Annotated in this window: 20 protein-coding genes and 1 tRNA gene; 14 read left to right on the top strand and 7 right to left on the bottom strand. The window is 56.2% G+C overall.

The window, feature by feature from the left end; genetic code table 11:
• Positions 1–659 precede the first annotated feature (659 nt).
• From HF984_RS09655 to HF984_RS09665, 3 genes are all read right to left on the bottom strand, one after another.
• Positions 660–1,214 carry a DsbA family protein gene (locus HF984_RS09655; protein WP_168615469.1) on the bottom strand — a complete coding sequence of 185 codons (555 nt, stop codon included), beginning with the start codon at positions 1,212–1,214 and terminating at the stop codon, positions 660–662.
• 206 nt (positions 1,215–1,420) lie between these two features.
• Positions 1,421–1,864, bottom strand: a complete 444-nt coding sequence (locus tag HF984_RS09660; protein WP_168615470.1) for a universal stress protein — start codon at positions 1,862–1,864, stop codon at positions 1,421–1,423.
• An 80-nt stretch (positions 1,865–1,944) separates the two neighbouring features.
• Positions 1,945–2,979: a YeiH family protein gene (locus tag HF984_RS09665; protein ID WP_168615471.1), complete on the bottom strand. Its 1,035-nt coding sequence runs from the start codon at positions 2,977–2,979 to the stop codon at positions 1,945–1,947.
• 70 nt (positions 2,980–3,049) lie between these two features.
• Between HF984_RS09665 and HF984_RS09670 the strand changes: the two genes are divergently transcribed.
• Complete coding sequence (locus HF984_RS09670) at positions 3,050–3,946, top strand: LysR family transcriptional regulator (RefSeq protein WP_168615472.1); 897 nt, start codon at positions 3,050–3,052, stop codon at positions 3,944–3,946.
• A gap of 255 nt (positions 3,947–4,201) precedes the next feature.
• Here HF984_RS09670 and HF984_RS11375 read toward each other — a convergent pair whose 3' ends face one another.
• Positions 4,202–5,035, bottom strand: coding sequence for an NADP-dependent oxidoreductase (locus HF984_RS11375; protein ID WP_375546082.1), 834 nt, complete (start codon positions 5,033–5,035; stop codon positions 4,202–4,204).
• A 134-nt stretch (positions 5,036–5,169) separates the two neighbouring features.
• Positions 5,170–5,631: a MarR family winged helix-turn-helix transcriptional regulator gene (locus tag HF984_RS09680; RefSeq protein WP_168615473.1), complete on the bottom strand. Its 462-nt coding sequence runs from the start codon at positions 5,629–5,631 to the stop codon at positions 5,170–5,172.
• 840 nt (positions 5,632–6,471) lie between these two features.
• On the opposite strand from HF984_RS09680, the gene HF984_RS09685 reads away from it, so the two are divergent.
• The 4 genes from HF984_RS09685 to HF984_RS09700 all read left to right on the top strand — a co-directional run bounded on the left by HF984_RS09685 (position 6,472) and on the right by HF984_RS09700 (position 12,320).
• Positions 6,472–6,723 (top strand): hypothetical protein, encoded by a 252-nt coding sequence (locus HF984_RS09685; protein WP_168615474.1) that lies wholly within the window; start codon positions 6,472–6,474, stop codon positions 6,721–6,723.
• Positions 6,677–7,849 (top strand): LGFP repeat-containing protein, encoded by a 1,173-nt coding sequence (locus tag HF984_RS09690; protein ID WP_168615475.1) that lies wholly within the window; start codon positions 6,677–6,679, stop codon positions 7,847–7,849. Before HF984_RS09685 ends, HF984_RS09690 begins: the two co-directional genes overlap by 47 nt.
• Before the next feature lie 283 nt (positions 7,850–8,132).
• Positions 8,133–10,640 carry an S-layer homology domain-containing protein gene (locus HF984_RS09695; protein WP_168615476.1) on the top strand — a complete coding sequence of 836 codons (2,508 nt, stop codon included), beginning with the start codon at positions 8,133–8,135 and terminating at the stop codon, positions 10,638–10,640.
• Positions 10,641–10,874: 234 nt separating this feature from the next.
• The gene (locus tag HF984_RS09700) at positions 10,875–12,320 is read left to right on the top strand and encodes a TIGR01777 family oxidoreductase (protein ID WP_168615477.1); all 1,446 of its coding nucleotides are present in this window, start codon (positions 10,875–10,877) and stop codon (positions 12,318–12,320) included.
• 112 nt (positions 12,321–12,432) lie between these two features.
• Here the strand turns inward: HF984_RS09700 and HF984_RS09705 are convergent, their stop codons facing one another.
• Positions 12,433–13,362 carry a PDDEXK family nuclease gene (locus HF984_RS09705; RefSeq protein WP_168615478.1) on the bottom strand — a complete coding sequence of 310 codons (930 nt, stop codon included), beginning with the start codon at positions 13,360–13,362 and terminating at the stop codon, positions 12,433–12,435.
• A 277-nt stretch (positions 13,363–13,639) separates the two neighbouring features.
• Between HF984_RS09705 and HF984_RS09710 the strand changes: the two genes are divergently transcribed.
• Positions 13,640–13,894: a PLDc N-terminal domain-containing protein gene (locus tag HF984_RS09710; RefSeq protein ID WP_168615479.1), complete on the top strand. Its 255-nt coding sequence runs from the start codon at positions 13,640–13,642 to the stop codon at positions 13,892–13,894.
• Positions 13,895–14,089: 195 nt separating this feature from the next.
• A complete protein-coding gene (locus HF984_RS09715) occupies positions 14,090–14,689 on the top strand; it encodes a hypothetical protein (RefSeq protein WP_168615480.1) in 600 nt (199 codons plus the stop codon).
• Between the two features lie 232 nt (positions 14,690–14,921).
• Here the strand turns inward: HF984_RS09715 and HF984_RS09720 are convergent.
• Positions 14,922–15,005: transfer RNA gene (locus HF984_RS09720), tRNA-Leu, on the bottom strand.
• A 170-nt stretch (positions 15,006–15,175) separates the two neighbouring features.
• Here HF984_RS09720 and HF984_RS09725 point away from each other — a divergent pair.
• The 7 genes from HF984_RS09725 (at position 15,176) to HF984_RS09755 (ending at position 23,528) form a co-directional block, all read left to right on the top strand.
• Positions 15,176–15,475, top strand: a complete 300-nt coding sequence (locus tag HF984_RS09725; protein WP_168615481.1) for a YrhK family protein — start codon at positions 15,176–15,178, stop codon at positions 15,473–15,475.
• Between the two features lie 275 nt (positions 15,476–15,750).
• Complete coding sequence (locus HF984_RS09730; RefSeq protein WP_168615482.1) at positions 15,751–16,668, top strand: FHA domain-containing protein; 918 nt, start codon at positions 15,751–15,753, stop codon at positions 16,666–16,668.
• Positions 16,669–16,671: 3 nt separating this feature from the next.
• Positions 16,672–17,172, top strand: a complete 501-nt coding sequence (locus HF984_RS09735; protein WP_168615483.1) for an FHA domain-containing protein FhaB/FipA — start codon at positions 16,672–16,674, stop codon at positions 17,170–17,172.
• Between the two features lie 3 nt (positions 17,173–17,175).
• Positions 17,176–18,867, top strand: a complete 1,692-nt coding sequence (locus HF984_RS09740) for a PP2C family protein-serine/threonine phosphatase (RefSeq protein ID WP_168615484.1) — start codon at positions 17,176–17,178, stop codon at positions 18,865–18,867.
• On the top strand, positions 18,867–20,336 hold the full coding sequence (locus HF984_RS09745) for an FtsW/RodA/SpoVE family cell cycle protein (protein ID WP_168615485.1): 1,470 nt from the start codon (positions 18,867–18,869) through the stop codon (positions 20,334–20,336). Before HF984_RS09740 ends, HF984_RS09745 begins: the two co-directional genes overlap by 1 nt.
• On the top strand, positions 20,329–21,771 hold the full coding sequence (locus tag HF984_RS09750) for a penicillin-binding transpeptidase domain-containing protein (protein ID WP_168615486.1): 1,443 nt from the start codon (positions 20,329–20,331) through the stop codon (positions 21,769–21,771). The genes HF984_RS09745 and HF984_RS09750 overlap by 8 nt, the downstream gene beginning before the upstream one ends.
• Positions 21,768–23,528 carry a protein kinase domain-containing protein gene (locus HF984_RS09755; RefSeq protein ID WP_168615487.1) on the top strand — a complete coding sequence of 587 codons (1,761 nt, stop codon included), beginning with the start codon at positions 21,768–21,770 and terminating at the stop codon, positions 23,526–23,528. The genes HF984_RS09750 and HF984_RS09755 overlap by 4 nt, the downstream gene beginning before the upstream one ends.
• The last annotated feature ends 6 nt before the right edge of the window (positions 23,529–23,534 follow it).

The raw sequence follows: 23,534 nt of genomic DNA on the forward strand, positions 1-23,534 counted from the left end.
GTAAGCCTGGTGTGAAAGTGCCTCAGGGTGTCAAGGATAATAATCGCATTATCAATAGATGACGGGCTGTGGTGGAGCGGGTTATCGCTCAAGTGAAGACCTGGCGGGTTCTTTATTCGGGGTTTAGACGGCCGTTGAGTTTGTATCGGCGGGTGTTTTCTTCTGGTACGGGGTTTGGTGTTTTATGCGGCTGGGAGGACTTTTGAATAAGCCTCACTGCACCCAGGGCTTTAAGGAAGGCTATAGGCGCATGAAAAGCCATCAATATGAAAATATGAAAAGTCATATTTACATACACCTAACAAAACTTTCATTGTCATAAGAGGTCTTCTTTCAAAAACGGGTGCATTGGTGGTTTTGACGGTCTACAGTTTTGACTAAGACTTTTGACAGAGGAAAACAGGTGTTTTCGACCGTTTTCGAGGTCCTCCTTTAGCCCTTGTCAAAAACGTTCCTTTTACGACCACGCGAAGCCGTATCCTCGCGAATCTTCTATATGCGGCGTCTCCTGAATCGAAGCCACCAACTTGTGCGAGCAACGCCAATTCACCGAGGCAGCAGTCTGCCGATCGGGGAGCGAACGTGTCATTAGGAGGCCCGCGGACACGCCGCATATACGCGGCTGCAGTGCTAGATAACCCCTTGGAGAGATTGAATGCTCAATCGGCCAGGGACTGGTCCAGTGGTTTTTGAAGCGTGAGGTAATTTGTGGGGTCTACAGCCAGGATTCTGCCATCGAGTACCAGTGTGGGGGTACCTTCGAGTCCAAGTTCAAGGGCATCTTGCAGGTCGTTTTCGACTCGCTCTTTGATCTTTTGTGAGGCGAAGTCGGCGCGAAACTTCGTTGGATCAAGATGGAGTTTCTGAGCGTAATTGATGAAGACTTCCGCTATTCCTGCGCGGCGGCCATTCCAGTCGTCCTGGTTGTCGAAGATGTATGCCGATATTTCTTCCAGTGCATCCTGTTCTGCGGCTGCTTCCACTGCTTGGGCGGCGACTTTGGAGTTCTCATGCATTGACAGAGGGAAGTTCCTCACTACGATGCGTAACTGGTCGTGGTAGTCGTTTTTGGCCTGCTGGATCACTGCGTCCATGTGGGCGCAGTAGGGGCATTGGTAATCAGTGAATAGGACCAGGGTCGCTTCGGGTACGGCGGGATCATTGATCACCCTGGCGTTGTTGGGGACCAGTTTGGCTGCTAATTCGGCTGACATTTTCGAAGGTTCGGCTTCTGTCGAAGGCGTGGCAGGTGTTTCTGCGGATAGTGTGCTTCCTGGATGTTTCGCAGTTTCTGAAGGTGCTGCTACAGGAAACCAATGTGCTGGCGGCCAGCAGGGCGGCCACAACTAGGGCAAGGGTGGGCTTGCGCATTGCTTCTTTCGGATGATGTGTGCGGAAGGCAGATTTTCCGGTGTCGAGCTCACGGCCGTGGCCCTTGGGTTACGGTTAGGACGGGGCAGTGGGCGTGCCCGAGGCATTCGAGACTGACCGAGCCCAGCATCATATGGATAAATTCGTGTCTGCCCCTTGTGCCTAGCACCAGCATTTGGGCCTGTGCTGAGGCCTTGATGAGCTCGGCTGCCGGGCGCCCGTGGGTTATGCGTTTTTGTGCTGGCACGGGGCAGCCGTTTTCGAAGGCCTTCGAGATGGCTGCGGTTTGTCGTTCTTTGGCGTCACGCTCAAATGCTGTTTCATCGAATTCAATGGTGCCGTTGTAGAAGTTCGGTACGGTCCAGCAAGTGATCACGAGGAGCCGAGTTTGCAGTGATGCTGCAAGCTCGGCTGCCTTCCGCAGTGCCGCAATTGAAGAATCGGAGCTGTCGACGCCGACGATAATCGGAGCTGGACCGGTGAGAAATGTCAAGTCAGGTTCCTTCCTAAAAGGTCATGTGGTGGGCGGACGAGGTATCAGCTTGGGCGGGGACTGCAGGATGTGGTTCCCTATCAGAGGTGGACGAGTTCGATGCCTGCAAGTGCGATGCCTGTGACGAGAATGGTTGAGGCTGCAGCCAGGATGAAGGGGCGGGCTCCGACCCGGATGAGGTTGCGGATCTTCACCCCACATCCCAGTCCAAACATTGCGGCGGACAACAAAGCCGTTTGCGCGAGGCTTCCTGCGTGGATGAGGCCCTCGGGCAGGTCCAGTGTGGAACGGAGCACGATCATGACCAGGAAGCCAATGATGAACAGTGGGACGATCGCAGGACGCTTTTCATCGGGTTTGACGTTTCCTGACCGGCGTTGGCGAATGCTCAAAATCGCGACGATCGGGGCGAGCAGCAGGATGCGGGCGAGTTTGACGATGACGGCGACAGCCAGCGCCCCGCCGCCGATTATTCCTCCGGCGGCGACAACCTGAGCGATCTCGTGGATGGAGCCACCGGCCCACATGCCGTTGAGTTCAGGCTCCATGCCCAGCAGCTGGCCGAGCAAGGGAATCGCCGGAATCATGAGTGTGCCGAAGATGACCACCATGGTCACGGCGGTGACCACGTCCTCTTCGTCTGAGTCGGTGACCCCTTCGACTCCGGCCACAGCGGCGGCGCCGCAAATGGAGAAACCACATGCTATGAGCAGGACCTGGGCGGGACGCATCTTCATCAGCCGCCCGATCAGGATGGTTCCGAAAATGCCTCCGGCCACGATGCACACGATGACCACGAGCATGGGCGCACCGAGGGAGACAATGTCTGAGAGCACCAGTTGCAGGCCCAGGAAGACGATTCCCAATCGGAGCAGCTTCTTGGAAGCCAGCGTCAGTCCCGGTGCCGTGGACTCGGGTAGGCGAACCACGTTGGTCAGGGCGATGCCGAGCACGATCGCGACGATCAGTGGGCTGACACCGGGAAGGAAGACGTTAACGGTCATCGCGATTGCCACAGCGACCGCACACAAAAGCAACCCGGGGGAATATTTTTTCAGTGCGTAGGAGCCGCGGCGGGTTGTTATGGGATCTATCTGTTGTATTTGCGTTAACATACTTCCATACTTCACTGATCCCCGTCAGCCCGATAGACGGCAATTTCGCATCAAGGTATATGCTTTTGATATGAGCGAAGCTTGGCCGAACCTTCAAGTACTAGAACTCTTCGTTGCCGTGGTGGACGAAGGCAGCGTGGGGGCTGGCGCACGGAAAGTGGGGATGGCGCAGCCCAACGCAAGCCGAGCCATCGCGGAGCTGGAGACGGGGATGAAAACGGCTTTGCTTGAGCGCAGCCCCCGCGGTTCGGAACCGACGGCACTGGGGTTGTTGCTGGCTGTTCAAGCCCGTGAACTACTTGATGCCGGGCAACGCTTCAACGATTGGTCACGGTCCAGCCGCAGCAACGAAACGTTGGAACTTCGTGTGGGGGCCAGCATGACCATCGCAGAAACCCTGCTGCCGGTCTGGCTGACAGAGTTGAAACGTCGATTGCCGCCGGTCCGCATCGAGGTGCAGGTGCTGAATTCGGCGCAGGTTCTCCAAGAAGTGCAAAGGGGCATTCTTCAACTGGGTTTCGTTGAGACCCCGAACGTTCCCGTGCGGTTGAATGCCCTGGTCGTCCAAGAGGATGAGTTGCTGGTAGTTGTCGCTCCCAACCATGAATGGGCGAACCGTACGAGCAGGATCGGTTTGCAAGAGCTGGCGGAAACCCCCTTGGTTGTCAGGGAGCCTGGCTCAGGTACCCGCGAGGCGCTGCAAGAGGTGTTGGCTGGGTTCGTCACTGTCGAGCCGGTGCAGGTGCTTGCCAGCAACGCCGCGGTGCGCGTTGCTGTTGCTTCCGGGGCGGGTCCTGCTGCCCTGAGCGAACTCGCCCTTCGTAGCCAGCTCGAGAGCGGGGACCTGTTGCGCGTTCCCTTTGAGGGTCAAGGGATCAGCCGCCCCCTGACGGCCGTCTGGTCAGGACCTCGACGATTGACAGGAGTCGCGGCCGAACTGGTCGCTGTGGCCGCTGCCAAACCGTAGCCGGTGGCAGCAAGTCCCGTCTTCGAAGAAGTCATCAGCATCCGTACAAGATGCTCCTCCTGTAGTCCCGAGCCCCAAGCAGTGCCCGTGCCTTGGGCGGTCTGACATGCCAACCCTTCCGGCTCAACATCGTCCGCCTCTTACCCGCAAGCCATGAATTAAATACGGGGTAGAGAGTTGTAAATAACCCGGACCGGCTGAGAATTCGGCAAGGCAGCACCTTCTTGAATCCGCATGGTTCCTCGGCCATGTGCTTTACTCTCGTCTGAGCACGAGTTTGCCTCGAGCCCTCCGGGTCTGTACTTTCGCCAGGGCAGCCAGGGCATCTGCAAACGGATAAACCTGCTCAAGCTCCAAATGAATCTCCCCTGCGGCGATCTGCTCCATGAGTTGCACCAAATCATCGAGAACGTCCATTTGGTAGGGGACCCCCGTCATGTGTATGCCACATTCGGAGATGTGTGCATCTCCGGAGATCGACACCAATGTTCCACCGTCCTTCACGACGGGCAAACTTTCCGCCGAGGTGCCCGGTTGCACCGCCAAGACAGCGTCGACGCCATTGGGCATCCACTCCAGGATCTGCTCGCGCCAATGGGGGTTGCCGTAGTCAACTACCTTGTGCGCGCCGAGCGAAAGCATGTAGTCGTGATTGGGTTTCGACGCGGATGCGGCAACGTGCCATCCGCGTTGGCGTGCAAGTTGGATGGCGACCGTGCCGATCGCCCCCGAGCCACCAGCAATGAAGAGCGACCCGTCAACGGGCGCCGTAGCCAGTGTCCCCAATGCCTTCAGTGCGGTGTTCCCGGCTACGGGTATCGCGGCAGCCTCAACGAAACCCAATCCGGTGGGAATGGGCATTATGAGCGACGTCGCCTTGACGGCAACGTATTCTGCCCAGGTTCCGCCTTTGGGCTGCATGGAGCTGACAAACGCAATGCGCTCCTCCGGCCGATGGCCACGGACTTCGCTGCCGATCTCTTCGATCACCCCAGCAGCTTCAATCCCGATCGGAAAGGGATATTTCGCGTCGTTGGGCAAGAAGTAGGAATCATGGATCCCGACGCCCACTGCTCGGACCCGTACCACCGAAAAACCACTGCCGGGCCCGTCTAACCCATTTTATGGTACATAACGTACATTATGTCCTATAAATGAAAGCAATAAATTCACTTCGTCTGATAAGAATGAAGTAGCAATCGCCAAAGCTGAAAAGGTACTCGTTATTTAACGAGAAATGGAATCCGGTGGTGGACTCGTTCGAGCACCCCTTCAAGCAAAAAGAGATCCAGTTCAGTCATGCACTCGAAAAGTTGCTGGTCAATAGCAAGAATCTCCTTTTGTAGCTCCTCGTATAGTTTGACCCCATCAGGAGTCAACGCGTATGTCTTGCTCCGCACCACAGTGACAGGTGAAGCCACGATAACAAGTTCATTTTCCATGAGGCTTTTTATCAGTACCCCAATATGACTGAGATATACCCCAAGTTCATCGGCCAGTTCCTTCTGAGTTCGATCCTTCTCTGATAAAGCAACCAGCACGGAGTATTCGGCGTTTTTGATATTCCGCGCGATCAGGATAGTTCTTCGTTGGTTCTCTAGTTTTCGTCCGACCATACAGATAAAGCTGGTGGTGTGGCGATGGCGTTCTTTGATGTTCAACCGGTGACGTTCTTCGGCTTTCATGGGCGGAGTCCTCAGTGTGTATAAATCAGCTGGAGAGCTTGGTTGGTTGTCATATTACCGCTGATGAAATATTTGGACTTGTGCTGTTTCAAAAAAGTTATCTGGGTTACTTTTTAAGACAATCTGTTTTGGCGCAGGGTTTTGATACAAGTTCAGAGCCAAAAACCGGGTGTTCAACCACCTTGGGGCAAGATGCGTCAAAAACGATCGATTTGTAACCCGTGAGCTCTAAAAGCATAGGCGTCGTGCCTGACTCCAGGTAACGAGGCTTATTCATAGGGACTAGGCCTCCGGCGCAAGCGCAGCGCCCCGCTTCTCTTGTACGAGAGGCGGGGCGCTTTTGCGTGCAGAGGCGGTCATACCACCTGCTCTCCGTAAATTTACGCTGAACAAAAGTCAAAACTACAGCGCAAATCCATAAAAGTTGTTTTTAAAATAATAAATAATGCGAAATATAAGCATTTCTGCACATTAAGCAAATATATTTAATGCGTACATTCATGAGGATTCACTACCCTCCTCTTATCCCCCTCATATTCACAGAAAAATCAATATCCCCCATGAAAAACCTCTCCTGGAAGAAATTCCTGACTGGCTCACTCGCGTCCGCAAACCATCGCAGCATCCTTATTTTCAGCAGCTCCCGCAGCTAATGCCTCTACCTCTAACGGAAGTTTCCGTGGCTATACCTCTTCTGCAGGTGTTTCTTCTCAGTACCATGTTTATGCAAATAACATCGATTGGAGCCTACCTGTAGGCATTATCTTCTACTTGGATGGCGATTACTTTTACAACTACCAGTCAAAGGTTCACAATCCTGCGAATAGCGATCTCACCCGCATGGCAAATGTGGCCAATTCTCGCAATATGGTTTTTGTTCCCGTTATTTCACCGGATAAAAATGCTGGTGGCGACGGTATTACTTGGTGGGAGGAGCAGGATCGCAACGGTGATTGGTTCCGCGAGTACGCAAACTGGTTTATTAATGCTACGGGCACGGATCGCAATAATATCTGGACCATCGGTTACTCCGGTGGTGCAGAATTTGAAACCTTTCGAACTCGGTGCAGACCGCCAAACATCATGGCGTAACGCTGGTGGTTCTATCATGGTGGGTGGTGGTAATACCAACGTCATGCAGACGGCACCTAATGACACCGCGAAGCGTATGAGCTATCAATGGTATCTAGGTCAATACGATGTCGTCGGAAATACGAATCCTCCCGACTGGAGCACTCTTAGAGAAGGCACCCGCGGATACAACATGTATCTCGAGGCAGGGTACTGGAACTCTCATAGAGAAACCCCACCTGTAAACCACTACCAGTACGACTTCCCCTCCATCCTTACTCAGTCCCTCGACCGTGCTGGCGTCAAGCGTCCCGGTTTCGCGCTGAAGGGCGCAATCCGCGAGAAGTATTTCGCATCTGGCGCTGAAGGTAAGTACGGTAATCCGACCACTAACGAGTTCCCGCTGGTAGATAACGGCGCAGGCCAAGCTTTCGCGAATAACTACACCATTTACTGGCGCGAGGGCACCGGCGCTCACCCCGTATGGTTCTCGGGAGCCATTGGCAACCTGTACAAGGTCAACGGTTACGAGAATAAGTTCGGCTACCCCACCACCGATGAAACATCGGCGGCAAACGGTGGTGCTTACCAGAGCTTCAAGCGTGCCGATGGACGCGCATACACCCTCGGCTGGCATCAGTCGACCGGCGCTAACCCCATTTTTGAGAACGGTGCAATTGGCGTTAAGTTCAACGCACAGGGGCGCTTCAACGGACCGGGTTACCCGGCTAGCGGTGAGGGTTCCTTCCGCGGTGGAGCTCGCCAGTTCTTCTACCAGCCCGCGAAGGATCTGCGCACCGCTGTGTACTGGTCTGAAGGCACAGGCGCGCATTCTCTCAATGATCGCGGTGCGATTTCTGCCCTGTGGGTAGCTAACGGTTACAAGCACGGCTTTCCCATTGCCGACGAGACCGCGACTACTCGCGGCGGCGCATCCGCGTTCTTCCGTGATACCAACGGTGCTGAGACCGGTTATTTCTGGTCTGAGGGCACCGGCACGCACGCGGTTAATTCCAAGGGTGCGCTGTACTGGTACTGGAAGCAGCACGGTTTCATTGACGGTATGGGCTTCCCGACTCACGACGAGCGCGTTGAGAGCGATGGAAAGGTTCACTTGCGCTTTAGCGACGGTACTCACCTCACCTAGAGTGAGTCTGAAGGCGTAAAGGTCGCCAAGTAAGGACGCGAGCAAGCTGAGGGCGGACGCGGGGCGGAGGAACCCGCGTCCGACCCACCCTTTGGGACTACCGGGCACCCTCGCTGTCTATGGATGGGCGCTGTAAAAGCACGAAAATTACAGCGTCAATTCATAGAAAGTGAGTGAGCACTATTTTGTGGCTACGCGTTGGCAACCTTTTCGTTACCTGCAGGGGTTACAGTATGAAGTGGAATCACTCACATACTCATATTCTTGAACGATAGGAGCACTCGTGGCCTCACGTTTCTCAAAGACAGCGGCGGCATCGGCAACCGCTTTGGCGCTGTTGGTTGTGCCTCTGACCGCTCCGGCTCATGCAGCTGACGAGAACCGCACCTTGCAGATTCTGAACATCAACGACTTTCACGGTCGCATCAGCAACGACATTGGCATGGGTCTTGCGGCGACTATTCAGGATCAGCGCGCAGCAAACCCCAATTCCCTTCTGCTTTCAGCGGGCGACAATGTGGGTGCATCCCTCTTTGTCTCTAGCGTGCAGGCGGACGAGCCCACCCTGCAGTACCTGAACGCCTTGGGTTTGCAGGCGTCAGCTGCCGGTAACCACGAGTTTGACCGCGGCTTCTCAGACCTGATCAACCGCATCGAACCGCACGCTGATTTCCCGTACCTCGGCGCGAACGTCATTGACACCGTCACCGGCCAGCCTGCGCTTGACCCCTACGTTATTTTGGACGCGCCCGATGGCACCAAGGTAGCTGTCATCGGCGCTGTCACGCAGGAAACCCCGCAGCTGACCGACCCGTCAGCGCTGAGCTCCTTGGATTTTCAGAACCCCGTGGACGCGGTCAACAAGTACGCGGATCAGCTTTCTGACGGCAACCCCGATAACGGTGAAGCCGATGTTGTGCTCGCGGAATACCACGAGGGTGTACGCGCATCCGACGCGATGATGGACGGCATGGTCACCAAGACCAACGCGAATGTGGATGCTATTCTCACCGGTCACACGCACCAGCAGTACCTGTTGGACGGTAAGATTCCGGGCACTAATAAGACTCGTCCCGTGATTCAGACCGGTAACTACGGCGATAATCTGGGCAAAATCGTGTTGACCTTGGATGCCGATAACAACGTGGTTTCATACACTAATGAGCTGGTTAAGCGTGAGGCTGTTCCCGCGCCCGAGAAGGTAGCGGCTGACCCTGTTTTGGCGAAGGCTCAGAAGATTCTTGACGACGCGAATGCGCACGCAACCGAGGTTGGTCAGCAGAAACTGGCTGGTCTGACCGCGCCGATTACTACGGGCTGGGATTCTGCGCAGGCGGCTAACCGCGGTGGTTTTGATCAGCGGGACCGCGAGTCAACGATGGGTCACCTGGTAGCTGATATGTACTTGTCAGCGGCTAATTCAACCGGTCGCACCCCGGCTGATATTGGCATTGTGAACCCCGGTGGTTTGCGCGATGAGTTCCCGGGCGGCTTGCGCACTTCGCTGGATACCGCTGTTAGCGATGTGACCGTGGCTCAGGCGCTGAATGTCACCCCGTTTGCAAACAACCTGTGGACTACCACGTTGACCGGCGCGCAGCTTAAGCAGGTTCTTGAGGAGCAGTGGCAGACCACCGCGGACGGCGCGCAGACCTCACGCGCATACCTGCAGCTGGGCCTTTCGTCCAACGTCAGCTACACCTTTACCGGTGCCCGCGATGCGAGCGGCCACGCAACGCTGAACAACAACATCGATGAAATCTTCATTGACGGTAAGAAGGTCACCGATGATCAGCAGATTACCGTCGCCATTCCGTCATTCTTGCTCGGCGGCGGAGATAACTTCCGCACGCTGTCACAGGGTATGGATGCAAAAGACACCGCACTCGTTGATTCAGACGCTTTCCAGTCCTACCTGAAGGGCGAGGGCACCATTTCACCGCGCTTTAACAAGCAGGCAGTGAAGATTTCTGACGTGGCTGATTCGTACGATGCGAACGGCAACCTGACTTTCACCGCGTCCGAACTGAACGTTGATTCTTTCAAGGCACCTGCCGTTGAGAAGCTGAGCGTTTCGGTGGACGGCGTTGAGCTGGGTACCGCGTCCGTTGAGGGCGGCACCGCTAAGGTTGATGTTCCGCTGGCGGGTAAGGTTTCTGCAGGTCAGCACGTTGTTACCCTCAAGGACGCGGCAACCGGCACCGAGACGCACGTAACGGTGGCGGTGGGCGGCAAGAAGGGTGTTGCGTTCCCCGATGTTCCAGCAGGCTCACTGTTCTACAACGAAATCACCTGGATGCAGCAACGCGGCATCACCGCCGGCTGGGAAGATGGCACATTCCGTCCATGGGTTTCTACCAGTCGTGAGGTCATGGCAGCGTTCTTCTACCGCGCAGCAGGCTCACCGGAGTTCCAGGCACCAGCTGTTTCGCCCTTCAAGGACGTCGCTACCACCGACCCCTTCTACAAGGAGATTGCGTGGATGCACCACGAAGGAATCGCTAACGGATGGAGTGATGGTACTTTCCGCCCCGCAGAACCTGTTAGCCGCGAAGTTGCTGCAGCGTTCTTCTACCGCGCAGCCGGCTCACCTGAATTCCAGGCACCGGCGAACTCTCCCTTTAAGGACGTCTCAACTTCCGACGTCTTTTACAAGGAAATCGCGTGGATGTCATCCAGCAAGCTCTCCACAGGCTGGGCTGATGGTACTTTCCGCCCCGGTGCGGACGTAACACGTGAAGTATCCGCAGCGTTCTTCTACCGTGCTGACCAGAACGGCGTGAAGTTCTAGGAGGCTCTCAAGTAGAAGCCCACAATAAAAGGCTCTGACAAGCACCGAAGGGTGCGGGTCAGGGCCTTTTTGCGCATTGTTTTTGCACCGACGAACGTGATGTTATACCTGCCCCAACCGTCATATAGTATGTAAAACTAACTTTTTGCGGTGTGGTGAGCCACGTTTCACACTAGCCCTGCTAGGTTGAGAGAAACGCTGAAACCAGCACCGCTGTTTTGACAAGGAGCTCTCATGGGCACGTTCTCACATACCTCCACCTATAAGCACCCGGTAGAAACCGTCGCTGCGTGGCACATGCGCAAAGGCGCGCTCACCCGCGCCACTCCCCCGTGGTCAGGCTCCGTCGAATCAGACAAAGGCGTTGAAGAGGGAGTCCAAGCTAAGCTCAAAATGGCGATTCCCGGCTCAAAAGGCCTAGCCAATCGCTCATGGACGGCACTCATCACGGACGTCCACGACTCCGGTTTTTCCGACATCATGCTGGAAGGCCCACTCAGCACTTGGAAGCACACCCACAAATTCTTGGGCACCGCCAACCAGACCGTTATTCGCGATGACATCGAATTCACCGTTGCAGGCGGCGAAGACCTAAAATCACGCGCCATCGAGAAGAACTCAGGCGCCCTCGAATTCGCCGGCAACGTGCGCGGCGGCACCGAAATCGTCGCATCCAAGGTGGCAGCACGCCACCTCGAAAAAGTCTTCGCCGACCGCGCCCGACGCATCGAAGCCGACCTTGACTTCCAAGCACGCTACGCGGACATCGCGCCGAAAACCATCGTCATCGCAGGCGCATCAGGCATGGTGGGCCAGCAGGTTTCAGCCTTACTCACCACCGGCGGCCACACCGTGCGCACCCTAGTGCGCCGCAACCCCGAAGACGACAACGAGTACGCGTGGGACCCCGATAAGGGCGAGATCGACGAAACCGCGCTCATTGGTGCGGACGCCGTCATCCACCTGGGCGGCGCGTCCATCAACACGCGATTCAACGAGAAAAACAAGAAGAAAATTCTCGAATCACGCACTACATCCACCGGGCTGCTGGCGCGCACTATCCAGCGTTTGCAGGGCGCCGGGAAAGGCCCGAAAACTTTCGTGGTGGCATCAGCCATCGGTTACTACGGCGCCGACCGCACCGGCGAAACCCTACGCGAAGACTCAGTAGCGGGTAACGACTTCCTCGCTGAGGTCTGCCAGAAATGGGAGGCAGCCGCCGACCCCGCACGCGAGGCGGGTGTTCGCGTCGTTCATGTGCGCACCGGTATTGTGCTCACCCCGCTGGGCGGTTTCTTGAAACTGCAGATGCCGCTGTTTTTGAGTGGAACCGGCGGAACCATCGGCAAGGGCGACAACATCCAGTCGTGGATTTCGCTGGATGACATCGCCGGTATCTACGTGCATGCCGTACTGCGCGACTCGGTGGAGGGACCGGTCAACGCTGTCGCCTCATCACCGGCGAGCGCAAAGAAAGTTGCGCGCCTGGTAGGTCAGACGCTCAAGCGCCCGGCGCTGATGCGCGCGCCGAGGGTCGCGTCCGATGCGTTGCTGGGCAAAGAGGGCACCGACCAGCTGGCACTGGCAGACCAATTTGTGTCTAACGAAAAACTAGTGAAGAGCGGGTACGTCTTCTTTGACGACCAGCTCAGCGGCGCCCTGAAGCACGCGCTGGGATAGTTTCTGTATTCTATTTCCGTCGAGATCCTGATTAATCGACGAAATCCTGTTTTAAATCAGGATTTCGTCGATTAATCAGGATCTTGACGGATGTCTAGGTAAGCAGTGCGCGTTAAGCAACTCTCGGTGCGCGACTGCGCCTCTCTACCGCATCGCGCACCATCGCGAGCAGGCGGTGAGGACGCGGGTACACGTCACCCCAGCCCACGCGAATCACGTACCATCCCGCGTTTTGCAGGTCTTTTTCGCGCTGACGCTCACGCAGAATCACCTGGTCAGCCGGCCCGTAGTCGGTGTATTTCAGCGCGCCGTCGAACTCGATGATGATTCCCAGCTCAGGAAGAGCAAAGTCCACGCGATATATGCGCCCGGCAACGCTAATTTCGTACTGTTGCACCAGCTCGGGCAACGCCTCATCTAGGAGGGCAAAGCGTACGAGCGTTTCCCCCGCCGACTCCGAAAGCGGGCTCATTAACTGGCCTACCCGGCGGGCGGTTCTGCATCCGCGTCCTTTAGATTCAAGGAGCACAGTGCGCAGATCGTCATAAGGCACCCCGGCACTGTAAACAGCTGATTCTGCCGTGACCAGCGCAGACTGCACGCTTTGCGAGGTCGCGCACGAAAGCACCGTCAGCTCTGGTGGCAGAGCCAGCATCGGCGTGCCCGCAACAGGGGTGCTCTTACCCTGAAACGCGTCGTGGTAGTGGCGCCGCAGCCCCTGCTTTTCTCCATGGATGCGACGCCCAACAATGTGCGTCTCGCGCGGAACATCAAGCGTGGCAAGCCCTTGTACTACCGCCGCTGTCTCGTGGGAAAAGACAACTTTCTCCGACAATGTTTTGTGGGTAGCCACGGCATTCAGAATGGCTTTCTCTTTAGGATTGGCACCCTCCCACAGGTGCCGCTCACAGTAGCCGCCGCGGCACAGGGTAACGAGCTCACCCGCATCCGCACGATTTTTGATGCTCCGCGTTGAGTGGCCGCGCTCCAGCAGTTCTTGGGTGGAGTGCGCATAGTCGTAAAGTTCTTTGGTGGTTCTCATGCGCCCTATAGTCGCAGAAAATGCGGATATTTGCGGGAGACGAGGTTAAATGTGGACATCCGTGTCATCCACAGGGGCGTGTGTCCACAATTGACGGCAGGTTTGCCCTGTAAAACTGTTGCTCTGCTTTCTCCTTCCGCCGCCGCTTCCGCCGCCGAGATCCTGATTAATCAGGATCTCGGCGCATATTAGGACGCGCATGAGGCAGGCAGCGCGGACGCAAGCAACTCCTGGCTCATGCAGGTAACCACGGACGCATCCCCGTACACTGGTAGGCATGGATCTTTCGCTGGTTTTTCAGGTGCTATTTACGGTTGTGTTTGTGCTGGGTGTGGTGCTGGCGCTGTACTGCGTGTTCACAATTCACAAGAACCCGCACATCAATCAGACCGAGAAGCTCGTGTGGCTTCTGCTCGCCTTAGCGCTGCCTATTTTCGGCCCTATCGCCTGGATTTCTAAGATGCGCATGGAAAAGAAATACGCGCAACAGGACGCTACCCAACCGGCCGAGCACGCGCATCCGGCAAATTAAGGAAGCAGAACTAACACTTCTAGTCAGCAAAAACTTCCTAAAAGACGCAGCGTGGTCATACCTTGTAAAGAACCGCCATCCAAACCACTATGCGGATGAGAATCTTGCACAGGAGTCACACAGGTTGATGAAAGTTGTCGCATACATCTCTTAGCTAATTTTGTAATACATACAGCGCAAGAGAGGATGCCTGACATGACCACTGCTAATAGCAACAATGCATTAGACCGATACCAGTACCTTCTTTCAACTGCCAGCCCGCAGAATATCGAAAAAGCTCATGAGGAAGCTTTTGCGTCGATGAGCGCTGAGGAACGACAGCAAGTTCTAGCTGCGCTTGCCCGTGGTGGTGAAACCCCTCAAGACAGTTCGTCTTCTTCATTGGCGAAGGCAGCTACTCGGCTCGAGATGAAGTCGCCGGGGGCGTTGAGTGGCGTTTTCAGCAATGGGCTGGGTAGCGGCGGGACGGTGTTGGCTTCTCTTGCAGCAGGCTTTGTTGGTTCTGCGGTGTGGAGCACTCTCACCGGCGGTGATGGCGTGGGTGGACGCGCGGGGCTTCTGAGTCGCATCTTTAGCGGCGGACGCCGTGGCTTGTTCAGCGGCGGAGGGCTTGTGGGTAACACTATGCCAGGTAATTTTGGTGGTACCTTCGGTGGTCAGTTAGGCAACTTTGGGGGAGGTCGTCCTCGCGATGATATTCCCGGCGGTGGTTTTGGAGAGGGACGCGGTCGCGGAGGTTTCGGCGGTCCCGGCAGTGGTGGCTTCGGAGGTCCTGGTGGCCCTGGTGGCTTCTAAGACTTCCCTCTTTTGGTGGTTGACACTTCGAGCGGCTAGAAAGCAAGGACCGTCCCTCTGCACCACCCCATCAAGATCCTGATTTATCGACGAAATCCTGATTTAAAACAGGATTTCGTCGATAAATCAGGATCTCGGCGGCAGTAGTCGCAGCAGCCCCCCCCCGTAACCCGCAGATGGTTAAACAAAAAGAACCCCCGGTTACCTGAAGTAACCGGGGGTTCTTATCTTGTGCGCAAGGGGGGACTTGAACCCCCACGATCTTGCGATCACTGGCACCTGAAGCCAGCGCGTCTGCCAATTCCGCCACTTGCGCAAGCGGCGCTTTCGAGCGTGAGCTCGTTGAGCAACGAAGACTACTATACACAAAGCATGCGCAAAAAGTCCATTTAGGATGCGCGTGCACTAGCTCACAAGCCGCCGCCCCACGCGCCCGCGTCCCACCTTTTATCAGTCTGTTTACTATCGTATGGAACTATAGAGGTCATGACTGAAAAATCTCACGACCTCACGCTCACCATCGGCCACGATGAGCTGACAATTCGCGACCGCTACGAAACCCTGTCGATTCTGAATGACATTCTGATTGGCGTCATCTTTTTGGTGGGTTCTATCCTGTTCTTCTCTGAGAGTACCACCTACGAGGGCACCTGGCTTTTTGTTATTGGTTCTGTGCTGATGCTTATTCGCCCGTGCATTCGTATCACCCGCCGTTTTCACCTGCAGAAGGTGCGCGCGCAGCATCCTTCAGTGCGCGCCCCGCATGAAAGCTCCTTTGATTACTAGCCCGTCAACAACCCGCCGCGCTGAGCCAAAAACCGCCGTATCTGCCCCCTCACCTCAGGGTTTTTACAGGTTTTCTACTAAACTAGAGAAGTAGTATGCATATGTTTCTGCCTTGATGCGCGCGTTTTATTCATAAAGCAAGCACTCAGGTTTTGCTCATGAAAGCCTCATGAGTTGCCCGTAAGGTAGATTTTTCGCCCGTTACCGCGAACAAAGAATGAGCGGTTGCGGCGAGGGTATGCAAGCGAGCGATAGGTCAACTGTAAGGAGGTGTCATGGGTTTCATCACCAAAATCGAACAGGGTTTAGAGAAAGCCGTACGCTCCACTTTTAATAAGGGTGGGCAGTTTGAGCCTGTCGATATTGCTAATCGTATGCGCACTGAAATGGATGATCGTGCTTACGCTATTCCTTCTGGACGCACGATTGCCCCTAATGTTTTTACTATTGAGTTCACGGCGCAGGATTTTCCGCGTGTTCAGGGGTGGGGTGCTCCGCTGGCTGAAGAGCTGTGCGATGTTGCTATCCGCCATGCCCGCGCGCAGGCGTATTCTCTGCGCGGCTCAGTTCGCGTGACGTTTATGGTGGGCGATGATCTTGAACCCGGTGAGTTCATTGTCAATTCTTCACAAGAGAAGATTGCTGCACCTTCGCAGGACGCCACTCAGTCTGCTACTCAGCCGCCGGCACCTCACAATGTAGAACCCGCACCGGCTTACCGCGCTGAGCCTGCCCACGAGCAGTTGCCCACGCGCATCACCAAACCCACGGTAGCGAGCCCGCCGCGACGCCACGGCGCAGGAGCTTCTGCAGGCGCATCTTCTGCCGCGCATCAGCAAACGCGCATGCCCTACCCGGAGCCGGGTTATTCTGCCCCAGCATTCGAGGCACCCAAGCCGAAGGCTCAGCCTGTTCTCGATATCAACGGGCAAAAGTACTCCATTAATTCTTTCCCCGTTGTTCTTGGTCGCGGACGCGGCGCCGATATCACCGTTGAAGACACCGGTGTTTCGCGTCGTCACCTTGAAATTGTTGAGCAGGACGGCGTGTACCTCGCCGTTGATCTTGGCTCAACGAACGGTAGCTACGTTGATGGTCAGCGCCTGCAGGGGCGTCGTGAGATTACCAGTGGCACCGTTATTACGATGGGTCGCGCCCGTATTGTTTTTCGTTTGATGGTTCCAAGGAGCTAAGTCATGGCATCTGAAATTACCGTAACGCTGCTGCGTTTTGCGTTTTTAGCGCTGCTGTGGCTGTTTGTTTTTATGGTTATGGCGGCGTCTCGTCGTGATCTGGGTATTGGTCGTAACCTTCGTGCTGCTCGCAGTGCGGATGCTGGTGCTCAGCCCGGTGCGCAGGCTGGGGCTCCGACGTCCTCACCGACTCCGGTGGCACCGCCGCCGGCGCGTGCATCACAGTTGGTAATTACCGATGGTGCGCAGGCAGGTGCTGTGATGCGTTTGGGCGATGAGCCGATCACCATGGGACGCGCTAACGATATTGAAGTGTCCCTTGAAGACGATTACGCCTCCGGCCATCACGCGCGCTTGTTCCCGCAGGGTTCACGCTGGTTCTTAGAGGACCTCGGTTCAACCAACGGCACCTTTGTGAATGGCAACCGCCTAACCCGCGCCACCGTGCTTGAGGTGGGCACGGACTTCCGCGTGGGCCGAACCACCATGCAGCTAAGAGCCTAGCCTATGAGTCTCGCTTTTCGTTTTGCCGCGCGCTCCGAGGTGGGTAAAGTGCGCGCTAAAAATGATGACTCCGCCTATGCGGGCCACTATCTAGCCGTTGTTGCCGACGGCATGGGTGGTCACGTGGGTGGCGACGTCGCATCCGCTACCACCGTTCTCGACCTCACTCCCCTGGATCACGCGGGATACGAGGGGTCTGCGGGAGTTTATCTCGCTGACGAGATTCAGACCGCGAACATTATTATGAACGAGTTGGTTTCGCTCAATCCCCTGCTAAGCGGCATGGGAACCACCTGCACTGCCCTGTTGATTGACGGTGACACCATTGAACTCGCGCACATCGGCGACTCCCGCGCTTACCGCCTGCGCGACGGTGTTTTTGAGCAGATTACGACCGACCACACCTTTGTGCAGCGCCTGCTGCAAGAGGGGCGCATTACCGCCGAAGAGGCAGCCAACCACCCGCACAAAAACGTCATTATGCGTGTGCTCGGCGACGTCGACGCGTCCCCCGAACTCGAACTTCAAACCCTCGATGCGCGCATCGGCGAAAAATGGATTTTGAGCTCCGACGGCCTGGATAACCGCGTCGAAGTCGATGAAATCGAAGCCGTGATGCGTTCTACCGCCGACCTCAAACAGATGGTCGATGTTCTCACCAACATGACGCTGGAACGCGGCGCACCCGATAACGTCACCCTCGTTGCCCTACAGGTGATTGATGAAGATTCGCTGTCAGAAACCGTCACCGCTCCTCAGACAATTATTCCGGTGCGCAAGTACGACGAATCCGGCGAGCAGGTAGGTTTGCACCCCGTTCCGGACGCGCAAGCTGAGACTTCTGCCGAAGTTGATTGCGAAGCCGTGGACGCCGCACCCGAAGGCCATCACCGCATCCCGTGGCGTCGCCGCCTGCCGCAAGAAACAAAACTGCGCAACGCACTGCGTCACGGTAAATGGCGCGGTGAGTCGTTCTCTGACGGCGTGCTCAACGTGATGACCCAGACCGCAGGTGTGGACGAGCGTCCCACCGACGCCGACGAGTCATCGGCATCAGTTCTGCGCACAGAATTGCAACAGCGTCCGCATATTCTGGTGGGCTCAGCTGCCAACGCCACTGAGACCGGGCAGTTTCCCACCGTCACCGAGCACACCATGCAACGACGCGCCACACTGGCAGAAACCGGTGGTCTGCACTCCCAAGAAAAGACGGCGGAACTTCCCGAAGAATTCCGCGCACTTTTGGACGATGAATCCTACGAAGATCCGCGTCCGCGCTGGGCAGTACGCATCTTTGCTACTTTGCTGACTCTCGCAGTGCTGGGAGCTTCTATCTGGAGCGCCCTGAACTGGGTTTCACACCAGTACTACGTGGGTGTGCAGAACAATAAAGTGGCGGTTTACAACGGCGTCCCACAGTCCGTTGGCCCCATCCACCTCTACGAGCTCGTTGAAGAAACCGACGTTGAGGTCAACAACCTGCCCTCCTACTCGCAAACGCTTTTGCGCGACACCATTACCGCTAAAGACCGCGATGATGCCCAGCGCATTGTGGACGACCTCAGGAAAGAAGCCGCGCCCGAGCCGGGTAGGGTAACCACCGTTCCCGCTACCCCGCCGGCAAGTAGCTCAGCAAGTGCCTCAGCACCCGCATCCGAAACCCCGTCAGACCGTGCCAGCGAAGGAGGTCAGTAATGGCTCTATCACTGCGTCAAAAAAATGATGCGCCGCGTTCACGCTACATCGTAGGCTTTATTCTCTCTGCCGTAGCTGTCGCCCTGTGCCCGATTTCGATGTGGCTCATTGACAGCGAAGTGATTGCGGGTGGCGATACCCGCTGGCTTACCGCAACACTCACTCTGGGCATTGGTGCGCTGGTGCTGTACCTAGTGATCCAGTTCAAGGCGCGTTTTGCTGACCCCTTGATTTTGCCGCTGGTACTGGCGCTCAACAGCATCGGTTTGGCAATGATTTACCGCATTGACCTCACCACTAGCGCTCAAGCTGGCGCGTCACAGGTGATGTGGACGGGTGTGGCTATGGCTGCCGCCGCGATCGTGCTGTTGTTCCTCAAAGATCACCGAGCACTACGACGCGTCACCTATATTTCGCTGGCGGTATCACTTTTCTTGCTGCTTCTTCCCCTGATTCCCGGCCTCGGCTTGGAAATTAACGGCGCGCGCATCTGGATTAGTATTGCCGGACGCACTTTCCAGCCCGGCGAAATCGCCAAGATTACCCTGGCTATATTCTTCGCTGGCTATCTTTCAACGCACCGCGATTTAATTCTGCTGGCCGGTAAACGCGTCGGGCCTTTCCGTCTGCCGCGTTTCAAAGACCTCGCGCCCATGTTCATCGCCTGGCTACTTAGCATCGGTGTGCTGGTATTCCAGCGTGATCTCGGTTCGGCTATTCTCTTCTTCGGCCTATTCATGGCAATGATCTTCCTTGCCACCGGTCAGGTCACCTGGCTAGTTCTCGGCTTCCTCTTTGTGGCAGCCGGCGGCTTTCTCGCCTACAACTTCATCTCGCACGTCTACTACCGCATCTCGTCCTGGGTTCACGCATTTGATCCCGACGTCTACAACCAGGTTGTTGGCGGATCCGGTCAGATTGTGCAGGGTGTTTTCGGTCTTGCCTCCGGCGGTCTTTTTGGGCGCGGCTGGGGCAATGGACGCCCGGATCTCGTCTCGTATTCCAATTCGGACATGATTATCGCGTCCCTCGGCGAAGAGCTCGGCCTGATCGGTCTCGGCGCTCTGCTCATGATGTATATGCTCCTGGTATCACGCGGTTTCCGCGCATCATTGGGCGTCCGCGATGCTTTTGGCAAGTTGTTGGCAGCCGGCCTTTCAGCCGTGATGGTAGTGCAACTGTTCGTGGTCATCGGCGGCGTAACCCGTCTGATCCCACTGACAGGTCTCACCACTCCGTTTATGTCTGCCGGTGGCTCATCACTCCTTGCCAACTGGGTCATTGTTGCCCTGCTGATCGCGATTTCGCACAGCGCCCGAGCCCCGCAACTGGTCGATACCTTCGAGCCCGAAGAAAGCTCAGACACCATCGACCTCGACAGCTACGAGAATGATGGAGCAACCTCCGTCATCTCACGGATTACTGACCACAATAACGCTGACCATCAAGGAGGTGCGGTTCGTGAATAAAGCAATTCGACGCCTGTGGATTGCCTCAGCATGCGTTTTTGTTCTGCTACTGGGCGCACTCACCTACATCCAGTTCTTTGAATCAAAAACCTTGATGGCTAACCAGTGGAACAGTCGCACACTCTACGACTCCTACGGTTCACAGCGCGGCTCTATTGTCGTAGGCGGCACAGAAATCGCGTCCTCAGTACCTTCAAATGACGGTTACGATTATCAGCGCGTATATTCACAGCCCGAACTCTACGCTGGTCTGACGGGTTACTTCTCGTCAATCTACGGCTCTAGCGGCCTTGAATCAGCCATGAACGATGAGCTCTCCGGCAACGGGGATGAGCAGTTCTACGACCGCATCGCCCAAATGTTCTCCGGCGGCAAGACCACCGGCGCAACCGTTGAGCTCACCATCGACCCCGCAATTCAGCAGACCGCGGCCGAACTCCTCGACGGTCACAAGGGCTCAATCGTGGCGATGAACCCCAAGACCGGCGAAATTCTGGCGATGGCGTCCAGCCCCTCCTACGATCCTAACGAGCTGTCATCACACGATAACGGCGCGGTCATCGACGCGTACTCACGCCTCAACAGCGACCCCGATAACCCGCTCTACAACCGAGCAATCGCAGGTAACACCTACTCACCCGGTTCTACCTTCAAAATTATCGACGCTGTTGCCGCCCTAGAATCTGGAAAATACAACGCTGATTCGGTCATTGATAACCCGCAAGAGTTACAGCTACCGAACACCACCACCAAGCTCCCCAACTACGTCAACGGGCAGTGCTCAACACGCACGCAAGCAACCATTGAATGGGCGCTTGCACAATCGTGCAACACTCCCTTTGCGCAGATCGCAATGGACCTTGGTCAAGATAAGATAGCTCAGACGGCAAAGAATTTTGGGTACGGAGAAGACCTCTCTATTCCGCTGAGCGTCTCTCCATCAGTTTTCCCTGCTGATATGTCACAGGACCAGTTAGCACTTGCATCCATCGGCCAGTACGACGTCAAAACAACCCCGCTACAGGTTGCGATGATGTCATCGGCTATTGCGAACGATGGAAAGCAAATGAAACCGAACCTCGTGAAATCCGTAAAATCTCGCAGCCTGAGTTCCCTGTACGAGTTCTCCCCATCTGAACTTCGTACATCAACAAGTGCAGACATTGCCTCTCAGGTAAAAGATTGGATGGTGAACGACGTGGATAACGGTATCGCGTCGGGCGCAGCTGTGAACGGTGTGAAAGTCGCAGGTAAAACCGGCACTGCCGAGATTGGTAGTACCGGCTCTAATAACGCATGGTTTACGGGGTTTGCTCCTGCAGATGACCCCCAGGTTGCTGTTGCGGTAGTTTATGAAGATGTAGATGCAGTTACAGGTGCCTCGCTTACCTCTCCGGCGGGCAAGGCTCTTTTTGAGGCGGTGTTGAACAAGTGAGGCCTTCAGCTGAGACCACACTAGGCGGTCGTTACGACCTGACGGAGCGCATTGCCATTGGCGGCATGGGCGAGGTCTGGAAAGCACGCGATAAGGTGCTAGGACGCATCGTCGCGGTTAAAATTCTGAAAGAGGAATATACCGGTGATCCCGGCTTCCTTGAGCGTTTCCGTGCCGAGGCTCGTCACACCGCGCTCCTCAACCATCCCGGTGTCGCTAACGTTTTTGACTACGGCGAAGAAGAGGGCTCTGCCTACCTGGTGATGGAGCTTGTGCCTGGCGATCCGCTGTCGAGCATCATCGAAAAAGAAAAGCGCCTGGATTCAGACCGCATTCTGAACGTGATTGCTCAGACTGCTCGCGCGCTGGCTGCTGCCCACGCGCAGGGTCTGGTACACCGCGATGTTAAGCCGGGTAACCTCATCATTACCCCGGACGAGCGTGTGAAGGTCACCGACTTCGGCATCGCGCGTTTGACCGACCAGGTTCCGCTGACCGCTACCGGTCAGGTCATGGGTACCGCGCAGTACTTGGCGCCTGAGCAGGCGACCGGTCAGCCCGCGACCCCCTCTTCTGACATGTACTCGCTGGGCATCATCGGCTACGAGTGCCTTGCCGGTAAGCGTCCTTTCACCGGTGAATCACAGATTGCTATTGCGCTGGCGCAGGTTAATGATCCGCCGCCACCGCTACCCAAGGACGTCCCCGCGCCCGCAGCTGCACTGATTATGTGCTTGCTGTCGAAGGATCCCAAGCAGCGTCCTGAATCTGCAACCGCGTTGGCTTCAGCGGTGGATGCGATTCGCCGCCGCGATATTCCGGCAGCGATTAAGGCCGTGCCTTCTTTGTCGACCTTCCTTCCGCAGGGTGCAGACACCGAAGCCACAGAGGTCATGACAGCTGCAACCTCAACCGTTAAGGCACCTCGCTACGGTTCTGGCGCAGTGGCGTACACTCCCGAGCCCACTACCGCCAAGCAACCGGCAGTGCCCACCAAGGACGCTCAGGCTGCTGGGGCGCGCACCCCCGAGAAGAAGAAGTCAGGCCCGTGGGGCTGGGTTTCACTCTTCTTGGCCCTTCTTCTGCTGGGTCTCGTTGTTGGTTTCTTCTTGCTGGGCGGCTTGGGCAATAACTCGTCTTCCAACCAGCCAGCGAATACTCCCGCGCCTTCAGGCACTGTCTCGACCATTAGCGTCGCCCCTTCAGAGGAGTCCGCTGAACCCACTGCGACCGCCGAAGAAGAACGCATCTCTTTGCGTAACGCCGACTATGTAGGACGTCCGCTGGATGAAGTCATCAACGACCTCACCTCGAAGGGGCTGTCTACCAAGACCGAGGGCGTGACCTCCGATGAGAAGAGCGACACCGTTCTTTCCATCTCACCCACCGGCTCCGTTGTCGCGGGTTCAACCGTCACTGTCTCGTACTCCACCGGCCCTGCAAGCGTCACCCTGCCCAACAACCTAGAAGGCCGCAACGCCGACGAGGTCATCAAGCAGATCACCGATTTAGGCGTTAACGTGCAGGTTCACATGGAGACCACCGACAGTGCAGATCCTAACACCGTGTTACGAACCAGCCCGTCTTCAGGCTCTCACGTAGAAGTTGGTAGTAATGTTGATGTTTATGTAGCTCAGGCGTCCTCATCTTCGGGGACAGATTCTGAGTCTGTAGCAGCTGCAACGCCCACCACTGAAGCATCCCCCTCCGCTTCTGCATCGGCGTCCACGTCCCCTGCCGCCCAAGATAATGGATAGATAAGA

The sequence above is a fragment of the Rothia terrae genome (genome assembly GCF_012396615.1).
Lineage (GTDB): Bacteria > Actinomycetota > Actinomycetes > Actinomycetales > Micrococcaceae > Rothia > Rothia terrae.